The organism is Streptomyces sp. O3, assembly GCF_054788135.1.
Map to the genome: position 1 here is coordinate 60522 of NZ_JBTVYK010000004.1, position 12283 is coordinate 72804.

A 12283-nucleotide genomic window follows, 5' to 3' on the forward strand; every position below is an offset into this window, starting at 1 on the left:
CAAATCTCTTGCGGAGTGCGGGAGTTGATCACTTATGGCGCGCTGGCCGTGGTGTCTTTGAAACACGGGCCGAGTTTGGTGGCCGGCCCGAACGAGACCATGGAGGTCAGCATGACGACAGCGATGGAGACCCGTGTCCGAGACCCTCGGGACTTCGTATCCCCTCAGGTGTGGGACCGCGAGATCGCACTCCTCGTACGGGATCACCCGTTCGATGAGGTGATGGCGAACCGGCTGTTCGGTCAGGCCGTTGCCTACCTGATCACCGCGATGGAAAAGTGGGGTCAGGGCCTGGAGATGTGTTGCGGTCGACTCGTCGACATGGCCGTTCACACGTTCATCCTCGACACCAGGAACTACCGGGAGTTCTGTCACCGACACTTCGACGGCCGGTTCCTGGAGCACATCCCTGAGATCGAGTTCAAGCACGACGGGTCGGTGGAGCGCACCGCGCGGATACTCGCTGCCAACGGCTTTGAAGTCGACTGGAAGCTGTGGGAACGCGACTACTCGAAGTGCGGGCCTTGCCGACCTGGCGAGAATTGCCACTGACGCGGACCTGAACAGGCTCGGGAGCGCCGCACTGCGCTCCCGAGCCGCCGTCTGTCACTCGGAAGCCCTTGCGGATGAAAACGCGCCTTCCAGCAGTGATCACGTGAGACCGGTGGGTACGGTGTCCAGCCTGACGGACGCCCCGAACCTGTGCCTTCCGGAGGAGTCGCATGTCTCACTCGTCACGGAATCTCCCCGAATACTGGGACGCCTACAAGCCCCACAAGGGAGACGGCGAACCCTCTGCCCCGGAGGCCGATACCTTCGAGTGGACGCAGCACCCCGGCCACGGTCCCGCCGCCGATTTCCTGGGCGAGCCGCGTACCGTGCTGGAGCTCGGCTCGGCGGAGGGCAGGGAAGCCGCCTTTCTCGCTCGCAGGGGCGTTGACGTGACCGCGTTGGACTTTTCTCCTGCCCAGGTGGAACGGGCGCGTAAGTGGTGGGGCCGTGTCGAGCATCTGAGGTTCGTCCAGGCCGAGGCGACGGAATTCCTCGCCAGCACTGAGGCGACATACGACGCGGTCTTCTCGATCTGGGGCGCCGTCTGGTTCACCGACCCGGACGACCTCGTCCCGCTCGTCGCCAGGAGGCTCAACCCCGGCGGAGTCTTCGCGTTCAGCCAGGCCGAGCCCATCGAAGGCTATTACGGACCTCAAGCGATGTACGGCAACGGGCTCGCGGGGCGCAAGCTCACCGTCCTGCGCTGGAACTACGCCCCGGAGACGTGGGACGACACCCTCAAGCGCAACGGCTTCACCGACATCGACGCCCAGGTCCTGGAGGCTCCGGACCCTGCGGATGTGGGCACGCTCCTTGTGCGCGCTCGTATCGTCGGCGGGCCTGACTAGCGCTGTTCCGGGAGGCCCGCTGGGGGCGGTGGCTTTGGTGCTGGTGTGGCGCCGGGCTCGCCAACGCCGTGCCGGGAAGGGGCCCGTGGATGTTGCGTCCACCTGGCGCGTTCGCGCTGGGCCGTCAGGGGTACGGGGGCATCCCGGCCGGGTGGTGTCGATCTGCCAAGGTGCTGGAGGGGGAGGGCCTGACCGCCCAGGACTTCGGCGACACCGCCATCAAGCGGCAGGCCGGGATCATCAGCCAGAACGACGCGCCCGTAGTCAGGAATCGACCGCGCCGCTCGCGCGTACAGGCGTCTCGTCTTCCTCTTCCGCCCCGGCGTTGTACCGCAGCAGGTACTCCGCGAACCGCTCCAGGTCCGGCGCGCCCCACTCGGCGAGGCGTTCCCGGAACGCCGCTCTGCGGCTGTCCGTGACCTGGGCGAGGACCCCCGCGCCCCGCTCGGTGAGGTGGAGTACCTGGACCCGGTGGTCGTCCGGGTCCAGGCGGCGTTCCACGAGGTCCGCCTTCTCCAGGGCCGCGACCTGCCTGCTGATCGTCGACTTGTCCAGCGTGTAGTACGCGGCGAGGTCCGTGGCCCGGCAGCCCTGCTGGTGCTCCAGGTGGCTCAGCAGGGTGAAGGACACGAGGGAGAGCTCGGGGTGCATGCGCGCGGCGGTGGCGCGGGCGCGCCGGGCGAACGCGGTCATCTCGCGCTGGATGATCTCGATGTACTCGTCGCGGCCGACGGCCTCGACGGCCTCGACGGCGTCGGCCCCGACGGCCTCGTCGGCCGCGCTCCGGTCGGGTGCTTGCTCGGCCACGGCTCCGCCTCTCTCGCTCGGTTCTCGCCTCTCCCTCAGTGGTTGTATAGTACAACATAAGCGATGGGTTGTATTTGCCAACTATCTGGAGGGTCTGTATGACGTCCACCCCCCGTGGCCCCCTGGGTCATGTCCTCGTCCACCTGGTCACCCCCCTGCTGATGTGCCTGGGCATGGGCCTCGCGTACATGAGCGCCTTCGTCACGCCCGAGCCGCGCGACCTGCCGGTCGCCGTCGTCGGCGCGGACGCGCGGGCGCAGGACTTCGCCCAGTCCGTACGGGGCGCGGCGGGCGACGCCCTGGACGTCCGTACGCTCCCCTCCCGCGCCGAGGCCGTCAGCGACCTGAAGTCCCTCGACATCGCGGGCGCCTACATACCGGACGCCAAGACGCCCGAGCTGCTGGTGGCCTCCGCGGGCTCCGACATGAGCGCGCTCGCGGCGCAGAAGGTCTTCACGCCTCTGGCCGCCGCGCAGGGCGCGCCCCTGAAGGTCACCGACGTGGCCGCGCCGGTGCGGGACGACCCGACCGGCCAGGGCCTGTTCTTCCTGCTCGTCGCCGTGAGCATCGGCTCGTACGCCTCCGTCGCCGTGCTCGGGGCCGCGGGTGGGGCGCTGCGGATGCGGGCGCGCGCGGGGCTCGCCGTGGGCGTGTCCTTCGCCGTGAGCCTGATCGGCGCGGCGCTCGCCGGGCCCGTCTTCCACCTCGCGCACCACGGCCTGTGGGGCGTGTGGGGCATGGCCTGGCTGTACTCGGCGGGCATCCTGCTCATCGGCCTCGGCCTGCACACGTTCCTGAAGCGGTGGACGACGCTGGCGATGATGGTGCTGTTCGTGATGCTGAACTTCACCAGCTCCGGCGGGTTGTTCCGGCCCGAGCTCCAGAACGGCTTCTACGGCTCGCTGCACGCCTTCTGGAACGGCGCGGGCTTCGTCGAGGGCGTGCGGTCACACCTGTACTTCGACGGCCACGACCTCGGCCGCAGCGTGCTCACGCTGGCGGCGTGGCTGGCGGCGGGCCTGGCCCTCACCGCCGTCGCGGCTCTGGCGGAACGGCGCCGCCGCCCGGCTCCCGAGCCCGTACGGGAGGCCGACGCGGAGCTGGAAGAGGAGATGGAGGAGGCCGTCGGCGTATGAGGCGACTGCCGGGCCGCCGCCCGATGAGAGGGTGGACGATCTTCAGCGTGGGGTGGCGGTGACGCGTACGTGGGCGCCGGGGCGGGCGTGGACGCGTACCGTCGCGTGCTCGCCCGGTGGCACTGACGTGGTGTCCGGGCGGGCTCGGCCGGTGACCTTGATGCGCCAGCCGGTGGGGGACGGGGGGAGGGAGAGTTCGGTTCCGGCTCGGGCAGCGCGCGCTGGGCGGGCCTGGTAGGTCAAGCGGTAGGTCGCCGTGGCCGGTTGCCAGTGGTCGGTGCGGACGCGGCCCGCTACCGCCGGGGCGTACGGGGCGGCCGTCTGCTCCTTGTTCGTACGGAAGCGGCCCTCGGCGTCCACCGCGCAGTAGCCGCCGCCGTAGCACCAGACGTAGCCCGCCCAGCCTGAGCTGTAGCGGTTGAGGGAGGAGAGGGCGTCGCGGTAGAAGCGGCCCATGTTCGGGAGCGTGTTGTTCAGGGGGCCCCATTCGCCCACCACCACCGGGACGCGGTGGCGGGTCGGGTAGCGGACGACCGCCGCCTCGTACGCCTCGATCCAGCCCGCGGACGGGTCGTAGTCCTGGCCCGCCTCCATCGCCGTGTTGTAGAAGTGCGGCGAGTAGACCAGTTTCGGGTCCTTGACGCGGCCGAGGCCCGTCGGGACCGCCTCGCCCACGATCGGCGTCGGCTCGATGAACAGCCAGTTGTCCCGGTCGACCGCGCGGACGGCCTTCGCCAGGCGCTGGTACATGGGCGTGAGGTGGTCGCGTTCGATGCGGCGGGCCGCGGTGGGCAGGTCCTCGCCGGGGCGTAGTTCGCCCATGGGCTCGTTGATCAGGTCGTAGCCGAGCACCGCCGGGTGGCCGCCGACGCGGGCGGCCAGGACCCGCCACATCCCCGCCTGGGCGCGCTGGAGGTCCGGGTCTTCGTAGAGGTGGGTGAAGGCGCGCTGCACGGCGGGCTCGAAGTACTCGGAGAACCAGTCGTCGGGGCGTGGCGTGAAGGGCAGGCCGTCGGTGCGGGTGGCCCACGCGGGGATGCCGCGGTGGTTGAAGGCGGGGCCGAAGACGTCCTGGTGGGCGTCGATCAGTACATGGATGTCGTAGCGCTGGGCCCAGTCCAGGATCCGTTCGATCTTGCGCAGGTAGCGCTCGCTGTACTGGCCGCGCCGGGGCTCCAGGTCGTCCCAGAAGACCAGCAGACGGGCGAAGTTGAAGCCCTGCGCGCGCAGGTCGCGGAAGTGCCGTTCGGTGATCGCGGACAGGGCTTGGTCGCCTCGGTTGGCCTTGTCCTCCACGTTCCAGCCGCGGAGGGTGAGTACGCGGCCGTGGTCGTCGGTCAGTCGGGGCGGGGTCAGTCGGGGCGGGGCCTGGTGCTGCCCTGGCCGCGCCGCGCTGGCCGCGCTGGCCGCACCGGCCGGGGCGGTGAGTACGGTCAGTCCGGTCAGTCCGGTCAGCAGGGCGCAGCAGATGAGCGCGCCGAGGGCGGAGTGGTACGCGCGGCGGGCTTGGGACACGGGCGGCCTCCGGCACGGTGAGCGGTCTGAGCGGGCTGAGCGGGCTGAGCCGTCTGGAGTTGGCGGTGTACAGCCAATCGGGTGCCGGGGTCTGACGGCAAGGGGTCGTACTCGTCCGCATCCCGGACGGGGGAGCCTCTCGTACCCATGTTGTATCTATGCTGTGCGCATGCCAGTAGCCCCCATGTCCGCGCCTGCCTCTGCCTCCGTTTCCGCCTCCGCCTCCGCTTCCGCTTCCGTGAAGCAGCCGCCCGCCGCCGAACGCGTCTACCAGCACGTCAAGCAGGGTGTGCTGGACCGCCGCTACGAGGGCGGCACGCTGCTCACCGAGGGCGAACTGGCCGACGCGGTGGGGGTGTCCCGTACGCCCGTGCGTGAGGCGCTGCTCAAGCTGGAGGTCGAAGGGCTGCTGAAGCTCTACCCGAAGAAGGGCGCGCTGGTGCTCGCCGTCTCCGCGCAGGAGATCGCCGACGTGGTGGAAACCCGGCTGCTGGTCGAGGAGTTCGCGGCGCGGAAGGCGGTTCCGGCTCCGGCCGCGCTACTCGCCCGCCTTGAGGAGCTCGTGGCGGAGCAGCGGCGGCAGGCCGCGACCGGCGACCTGGCGGCGGTCGCCGTCACCGACCGCTGTTTCCACGCGGAGATCGTCCGCAACGGCGGGAACGAGATCCTCTCCCGGCTCTATGACCAGATGCGCGACCGGCAGTTGCGGATGGGCGTCGCGATGATGCACGCCCACCCCGACCGGGTCGCCAAGAACATCGTCGAGCACGCCGAGATCCTCGAAGCGCTCAAGGCGGGCGACGCGGAGCTCGCGGCCGCCCGTGTCCGCGATCACCTGGGCTGGGTCAAGGTGCTGGTCCGGGGTGAGGCCGGGTGAGCGCGTCAGCGGCTGACGATTCGGGGTCCGACGGCGCGACGGGCGACGGCGCGGCGGGCGACGGCGCGGCGGCGTATGACCCGCCTGGCGGGCGGCGGGCGGTGGCCGTCTGGGCGATCGGCGTCTCGGTCTACTTCGTGGCCGTGACCTTCCGTACCTCGCTCGGCGTCGCCGGACTGGACGCCGCCGACCGCTTCCAGGTCAACGCCTCGGCCCTGTCCACCTTCTCCATACTCCAACTGCTGGTCTACGCGGGCATGCAGATACCCGTCGGGCTGCTGGTCGACCGGCTCGGCACCAAGCGGGTGCTGACCCTCGGCATCGTCCTGTTCACGACCGGGCAGCTGGGCTTCGCGCTGTCGCCCTCGTACGAGATGGCGCTGGCGGCGCGGGCGCTGCTCGGCTGCGGCGACGCGATGACGTTCATCAGCGTGCTGCGGCTCGGCAACCGCTGGTTCCCGGCCCGGCGCGGCCCGCTGGTCGCCCAGCTGGCCGGGCTGATCGGGATGGGCGGCAACCTCGTCTCGACCCTGGTGCTGTCCCGGCTGCTGCACGAGGTCGGCTGGACCGCGGCGTTCGTCGGCAGCTCGGCGGCGGGCCTGTTCGTCCTCGTCCTGACGCTGCTGTTCCTCAGGGACCATCCGGGCGGACGGCACGCACCGCCGCCCGCGCCGTCGGCACGGGAGCGCGGGGCGGGATTCGTACGCCGTCAGATCGCCGACGCCTGGCGGGAACCCGGCACCCGGATGGGCCTCTGGACGCACTTCACCACGCAGTTCCCGATGATGGTGTTCACGCTGCTGTGGGGGATGCCGTACTTGGTCGAGGCGCAGGGTCTGTCCCGTACCGCCGCCGGTGAACTGCTCACGCTCACGGTGCTGTCCGGCATGGCCATCGGCTTGGTGTACGGGCAGGTCATCGCCCGGCACCACGCGGCGCGCACCCCGCTCGCGGTCGGCACGGTCGGCGTGACCGCGCTGGTGTGGGCGGTGACGCTCGGCTATCCGGCGGACACCGCCCCGATGTGGCTGCTCGTCACGCTGTGCGTGACGCTCGGCACCTGCGGCCCGGCCTCGATGATCGGCTTCGACTTCGCGCGCCCCGCCAATCCGCCCGAGCGGCAGGGCACGGCGTCGGGGATCGTCAACATGGGCGGCTTCACCGCCTCGATGACGACCCTCCTCGCCGTCGGGCTGCTCCTGGACGCGACCGGCGACGACTACCGCGTGGCCTTCTCCTCGGTGTTCGTCCTCCAGGCGCTCGGCATCACCCAGATCCTGCGGCTTCGCCGCCGGGCCGCGCTTCGGGAGCGGGAACGCCTGGTGGCCAGCCGCGTCGAGACGGCGCATGTGCCGGTCTAGGCCCTGGACAGACCCCAGGACCAGCGGTCAGGTCACAGCGACACCGCTCACAGCGACACCACTCAGAGCGACACCGCTCAGACCGACACCGCGAAGCTCCGCACGATGGTCTCCGCCAGGGCCGAGTCGCCCTCGGCCTTGACGCGTTCGGCGACCGCCGAGGGCTTCACCCGGCCGCAGGCCAGCCGGTAGTACGTCTCCCAGTCCAGGCTCAGCGTCACCGCAGGGCCGAGCGAGGGCGAGCCGTCCACCGTGCCGCGCCCGTCGGCGTCGACCCGTACCGTGCGCAGGAACTCCACCGGGCCGCTCACGTCGAAGACCACGGCCGAACCCGCGGGCGCGGCCGCCCGCTTGGCGACCACGATCGGCAGTGCCTGGATCAACAGGTCTCGGGTGACCAGCGCGCCGGGCGAGTCCAGGTTCCCCGGCTTGCTCAGCGCCGTACGCAGGTCCTGCTCGTGGACCCACACGTCGAACGCCCGCTTCCGGGTGGCCTCTTCGAGCGTCTCCTCGTTGCCCAGCGGGCCGCGCACCAGGGTCGACGGGTCGCGGGACTCGTTCCGCAGCTGCCGCGCGCGCCGGATGACGGTGTACTCCAGCTCCGCGGTCATCTCCGGAGCGGTGTGGTGCCGCCGTACGTCGACCTGGACCTCCATGTACCGCTGGAGCTCGTTGGTCACGTGGTAGAGGTCGCGCGGCAGGGTGTGGATCGGCCGCGGGTCGCCGAGCATCTCGCAGTCGAGGCCGATGACATGGGAGACGATGTCGCGCACCGACCAGCCAGGGCACGGGGTCGCCCAGTTCCACTCGCTCTCGGCGAGGGGCTGCACCAGCTCGGATATCGCCTCTACGGAGTGGTTCCAGGCATCGGCGTACGTTTGCAGGCTGGGATGGAGACTCACAGGACGGGACCCCTCGGGCGGTTCGTTGACGCGGGCGGTTCGTAGGCACTGGCGGCCGCTGGCGGATCAGCGGCCGGACGACCAGGCGGCGTGGGAGGCTCGACGCCTAAGTTACGCTGCCCCGCGGTCCACCGGCAGTGCTTTCGTGTGACGATCGTAGGCCGTGATGACCGCTCGAATGCCAGGACGGTGGTACTGTGCGCGCCTCGCTCATCCAGATCGACGTAAGCCCTGACGAACCGGTTGATTCCCGCCGAGAGCGGGTCGCTTCCCTGATCCGCGAACATGCGCGTGAGGCCGGGGCGGACCTGGTCGTCCTGCCCGAGCTGTGGACCACGGGCGCCTGGGCGTACGAGTCGTTCGCCGCCGAGGCGGAGCCGCTGCGGGGGCCGACGTACGAGGCGATGAGCAAGGCCGCGCGCGACGCGGGCGTCTGGCTGCACGCGGGGTCGTTCGTGGAGCGGGACGTGCCGGACGGCACTCTCTACAACACCTCGCTGGTGTTCGCGCCGGACGGCGAACTCGCCGCCTCCTACCGCAAGATCCACCGTTTCGGCTTCGACGAGGGCGAGGCCGCGATGATGGGCGCGGGCACGGAACCCGTCACGGTGTCACTCCCGGCCACCACGTTCGGCCTGGCCACCTGCTACGACCTGCGCTTCCCCGAACTGTTCCGCGCTCTCGTCGCCGCGGGCGCCGAGCTGCTGGTGATCCCCGCGGGCTGGCCGGAGCGCCGCCGCGGCCACTGGACGCTGCTCGCCAGGGCGCGCGCCGTCGAGAACCAGGCGTACGTCCTGGCCTGCGGCACCGCCGGAACGCACGGGGGCGTCGAACAGGCGGGGCACAGCATCGTGGTGGACCCGTGGGGCGAGGTGCTCGCCGAGGCGGGGCCGGGCGAGGAGGTGCTGACGGTCGAGCTCGACCCGGCGAAGGTCGCGACGACGCGCGAGCGGTTCCCCGTACTGCGGGACCGGGTGCTGGGCCTGGACCCGCCCCCGAGCCGCTGACGCCCAGCCGCCCTGTCCCGGCCCTATTCTTCGCGCTCCCGCTCCGACAGTCGGATCGCGCACACCGTCACCGCGATCAGCAGCGCCGGATCGACGTCCTCGCGCACGACGTTGACACCGTACGTCTCGCGCAGCCGCAGCCAGCGGCGCGAGACCTCGGCCAGGAGTTCGCCGTCGTACTCGATGGCGAACTCCCGGTCGAGCACCTTGCCGCTGACGTCCAGCTCGCTGCCGTCCGCGAGGGTGACCCGGTAGTGGTTGCGCAGCAGCGAGAGCCGCTTGCGCCGCACCTCGGCCAGCGGCTCGTCGCCCCGCTCGATCACCATCGTGTCGCGCAGGGCCAGCAGCTTCTTGCGGATGTCGATGAGCACCCGTCCCTGCGGGTCCTTCAGCTCGAACGTCTCGCGCAGCCGCATCGCCTTCCCGTCGACGAGGAAGGCCTTGCGGCCCTGCTCGTCCTCGATCCAGTAGTCGTCTCCGATGCCGAAGACCCGGTCGCGTACGAGGTACCTCATGGGGGATGAGCCCTCCTCCGTGCGGTGTGGTTGGCTTGGCCTATGGCTAAGCGTGCACGTGTCCGGGCCCCTGAGCTGGTAGGCCGGGGCGGATGGCTCAACACCGGCGGCGAGGAGCTGAGCCTCGCCAAGCTCCGCGGCCGGATCGTGATTCTCGACTTCTGGACGTTTTGCTGTGTGAACTGTCTGCATGTGCTCGATGAGCTGCGCGAGCTGGAGGAGAAGCACCGCGACACGGTGGTGATCATCGGGGTGCACTCGCCGAAGTTCGTGCACGAGGCCGAGCACCAGGCCGTCGTCGACGCCGTCGAGCGGTACGAGGTCCACCACCCCGTCCTCGACGACCCGGAGCTGGCCACCTGGAAGCAGTACGCCGTACGGGCCTGGCCCACGCTGGTCGTCATCGACCCGGAGGGGTACGTCGTCGCCCAGCACGCGGGCGAGGGGCACGCGCACGCCATCGAGCGGCTGGTCGCGGAGCTGGAGGCCGAGCACGCGGCGAAGGGCACGCTGCGGCGCGGCGACGGCCCGTATGTACCGCCGGAGCCGGAGGCGACCGATCTGCGCTTTCCCGGCAAGGCGCTGCTGCTGCCCTCCGGGAACTTCCTGGTCTCGGACTCCACCCGGCACCAGCTGGTGGAACTCGCGGCGGACGGCGAGACCGTGCTGCGCCGGGTCGGCAGCGGTGAACGCGGCTTCGGGCCCGACGCCTTCAGCGAGCCGCAGGGGCTGGCGGCGCTGCCGGACGGGCGGGTGATCGTCGCCGACACCGTGAACCACGCGCTGCGGACCTTTGACCCGGCCAGCGGCGCGGTCGAGACGGTCGCGGGCACCGGGCGGCAGTGGTGGCAGGGCTCGCGTACGTCCGGACCGGCCCTGGAGGTCGATCTGTCCTCGCCCTGGGACGTGGCGTACTTCGACGGCCTGGTGTGGATCGCGATGGCCGGGGTCCACCAGTTGTGGACGTACGACCCGGAGGCCGGGACGGTCGAGGTCGCGGCGGGTACGACGAACGAGGGCCTGGTCGACGGCCCGGCGCGGGAGGCGTGGTTCGCGCAGCCGTCCGGGCTCGCGGCCAGCGCCGACGGCGAGCGGCTGTGGATCGCCGACTCGGAGACCTCGGCGCTGCGCTGGATCGACCGCGACCGGCGGGTGCACACCGCCGTCGGCACCGGCCTCTTCGACTTCGGCCACCGCGACGGCGCGGCTCAGCAGGCGCTGCTCCAGCACCCGTTGGGGGTGACCGCCCTGCCCGACGGCTCGGTCGCGGTCAGCGACACGTACAACCACGCGCTGCGCCGCTACGACCCGGCGAGCGGCGAGGTCACCACGCTGGCAACGGACCTGCGGGAGCCGTCCGCCGCCGTCCTCGTCGAGGGCGACATCGTGGTCGTCGAGTCCGCCCGGCACCGGCTGACCCGGCTGCGGCTGCCGGATGAGGCGGTACGGGTCGAGGCGGTGGCCCACCGTACGCAGCGCGCCGCGACGGAGGTCGCGCCGGGCGCGCTGCGGCTCGACGTGGTGTTCCAGGCTCCGGCCGGGCAGAAGCTGGACACCCGGTACGGTCCGTCCACCAGGCTGCTGGTGTCGGCCACGCCGGAGGAGCTGCTCGCGTCGGGCGGCGGCGCGGGTACGGACCTCGCGCGCGAGCTGGAGCTGAACCCGGCCGTGGCGGAGGGCGTCCTGCACGTCTCCGCGATGGCGGCGTCCTGCGACGACGACCCGTCGGTCGAATACCCGGCCTGCCATGTGCACCAGCAGGACTGGGGCGTTCCGGTCCGCCTCATCGAGGGCGGCGCGGACCGGCTGCCGCTGGTGCTGGCGGGGCTGGACGAGGGCTGAGGGCTCCGCCGCCGCCGACCTCGTTACTCCGGGCGGCTGGCGGTCAGCAGCCAGGCGGTGCCGCGCATCCGCAGCGTGCCGTCCTGCTCGTACGCGCGCAGGGTGTCCGTCAGCCGCTGGCGGGCGCGGCGCCGGGCCTCCTCGCTGACCTGGCTGGCCGCGTGGTGTCCGGGCCCGGAGTTCAGCATGAACGCCGCCGCGTCGTCGGCGTCCCGCCCCCAGGTGCCGTACGCCGCCACATGCGCCGCGTCGACGTGCGTGAACCCGGCGTCGGCGAGGAGCGTCTGCGCCCTGCCGCGCTCGGCCAGCGAGAACATCCCCGGCCCGCCGGGCGCGCCGAAGCCCTTCAGGGGCAGGATGTCGCGGAGCGCGGTGAGCGCCTGGAGCCACTGGTTGCCCTCGGGCTCCGCCGCGCAGATGAACGCGACCCGGCCGCCGGGGCGCAGGGCGCGGCGGATGTTGGCGAAGGCGGCGACGGGGTCGGCGAAGAACATCATGCCGAAGCGGCTGATCGCGACGTCGAACGAGTCCCGCGGCAGGGGGTGTACCTGGGCGTCACCCTGCTCGAAGGACACGTTGCCGACGCCTTCGCGCTCCGCGCTCTCGCGGGCGCGCGCCAGCATCGGCCCCGACAGGTCGAGGCCCTGGGCGCGGCCGCTCCCGGCCCGGCGCGCGGCGAGCCGGGTCGTGTACCCGGCTCCGCAGCCGACGTCCAGGACCAGATCGCCGTCCTTGATCGCGGCGGCGGTGAACAGCGGCTCGTTGAAGCCCTCGTTCACGGCGTCCCAGCGGTCCTGGTTACGGGCCCAGTGGGCTCCCTCGTACCCGTTCCACGCCTGCGCCTGCTCGGTGTTGGCTGTGTGCTGCATGAGTGGGCCTACCTCCAGTGGTCGTCGGCAGAGGTGCGCGCCGAGGCGCTAG

Annotated in this window: 12 protein-coding genes; 7 read left to right on the forward strand and 5 right to left on the reverse strand. The window is 71.4% G+C overall.

What is annotated here, in order from left to right:
* Positions 1 to 15: 15 nt before the first annotated feature.
* Positions 16 to 552: a glycine-rich domain-containing protein gene (locus tag ACX6XY_RS03670; protein WP_460326246.1), complete on the forward strand. Its 537-nt coding sequence runs from the start codon at positions 16 to 18 to the stop codon at positions 550 to 552.
* A 170-nt stretch (positions 553 to 722) separates the two neighbouring features.
* The gene (locus tag ACX6XY_RS03675; protein ID WP_460326248.1) at positions 723 to 1400 is read left to right on the forward strand and encodes a class I SAM-dependent methyltransferase; all 678 of its coding nucleotides are present in this window, start codon (positions 723 to 725) and stop codon (positions 1398 to 1400) included.
* Between the two features lie 264 nt (positions 1401 to 1664).
* Here ACX6XY_RS03675 and ACX6XY_RS03680 read toward each other — a convergent pair whose 3' ends face one another.
* On the reverse strand, positions 1665 to 2093 hold the full coding sequence (locus ACX6XY_RS03680; RefSeq protein WP_460326464.1) for a MarR family winged helix-turn-helix transcriptional regulator: 429 nt from the start codon (positions 2091 to 2093) through the stop codon (positions 1665 to 1667).
* A gap of 212 nt (positions 2094 to 2305) precedes the next feature.
* Between ACX6XY_RS03680 and ACX6XY_RS03685 the strand changes: the two genes are divergently transcribed.
* Positions 2306 to 3343, forward strand: a complete 1038-nt coding sequence (locus ACX6XY_RS03685; protein WP_460326250.1) for a hypothetical protein — start codon at positions 2306 to 2308, stop codon at positions 3341 to 3343.
* Positions 3344 to 3385: 42 nt separating this feature from the next.
* Here the strand turns inward: ACX6XY_RS03685 and ACX6XY_RS03690 are convergent, their stop codons facing one another.
* Entirely contained in the window at positions 3386 to 4801 is a 1416-nt protein-coding gene (locus tag ACX6XY_RS03690; protein WP_460326466.1) for a glycoside hydrolase family 5 protein, read from the reverse strand.
* 241 nt (positions 4802 to 5042) lie between these two features.
* Here ACX6XY_RS03690 and ACX6XY_RS03695 point away from each other — a divergent pair, with 241 nt between their 5' ends.
* Both ACX6XY_RS03695 and ACX6XY_RS03700 read left to right on the forward strand, forming a co-directional pair.
* Positions 5043 to 5735, forward strand: a complete 693-nt coding sequence (locus ACX6XY_RS03695) for a GntR family transcriptional regulator (protein ID WP_460326468.1) — start codon at positions 5043 to 5045, stop codon at positions 5733 to 5735.
* A 101-nt stretch (positions 5736 to 5836) separates the two neighbouring features.
* Positions 5837 to 7096 (forward strand): MFS transporter, encoded by a 1260-nt coding sequence (locus ACX6XY_RS03700; protein WP_460326470.1) that lies wholly within the window; start codon positions 5837 to 5839, stop codon positions 7094 to 7096.
* Positions 7097 to 7173: 77 nt separating this feature from the next.
* Here the strand turns inward: ACX6XY_RS03700 and ACX6XY_RS03705 are convergent, their stop codons facing one another.
* Positions 7174 to 7998 carry a maleylpyruvate isomerase family mycothiol-dependent enzyme gene (locus ACX6XY_RS03705; RefSeq protein WP_460326252.1) on the reverse strand — a complete coding sequence of 275 codons (825 nt, stop codon included), beginning with the start codon at positions 7996 to 7998 and terminating at the stop codon, positions 7174 to 7176.
* 197 nt (positions 7999 to 8195) lie between these two features.
* Here ACX6XY_RS03705 and ACX6XY_RS03710 point away from each other — a divergent pair, with 197 nt between their 5' ends.
* Complete coding sequence (locus ACX6XY_RS03710; RefSeq protein ID WP_460326254.1) at positions 8196 to 9005, forward strand: carbon-nitrogen family hydrolase; 810 nt, start codon at positions 8196 to 8198, stop codon at positions 9003 to 9005.
* A gap of 23 nt (positions 9006 to 9028) precedes the next feature.
* Here the strand turns inward: ACX6XY_RS03710 and ACX6XY_RS03715 are convergent, their stop codons facing one another.
* Complete coding sequence (locus ACX6XY_RS03715; RefSeq protein WP_460326256.1) at positions 9029 to 9520, reverse strand: LURP-one-related/scramblase family protein; 492 nt, start codon at positions 9518 to 9520, stop codon at positions 9029 to 9031.
* A 42-nt stretch (positions 9521 to 9562) separates the two neighbouring features.
* On the opposite strand from ACX6XY_RS03715, the gene ACX6XY_RS03720 reads away from it, so the two are divergent.
* On the forward strand, positions 9563 to 11362 hold the full coding sequence (locus tag ACX6XY_RS03720; protein WP_460326258.1) for an NHL domain-containing thioredoxin family protein: 1800 nt from the start codon (positions 9563 to 9565) through the stop codon (positions 11360 to 11362).
* A gap of 23 nt (positions 11363 to 11385) precedes the next feature.
* Here the strand turns inward: ACX6XY_RS03720 and ACX6XY_RS03725 are convergent, their stop codons facing one another.
* Positions 11386 to 12231, reverse strand: coding sequence for a class I SAM-dependent methyltransferase (locus ACX6XY_RS03725; RefSeq protein ID WP_460326260.1), 846 nt, complete (start codon positions 12229 to 12231; stop codon positions 11386 to 11388).
* Between the last annotated feature and the right edge of the window lie 52 nt (positions 12232 to 12283).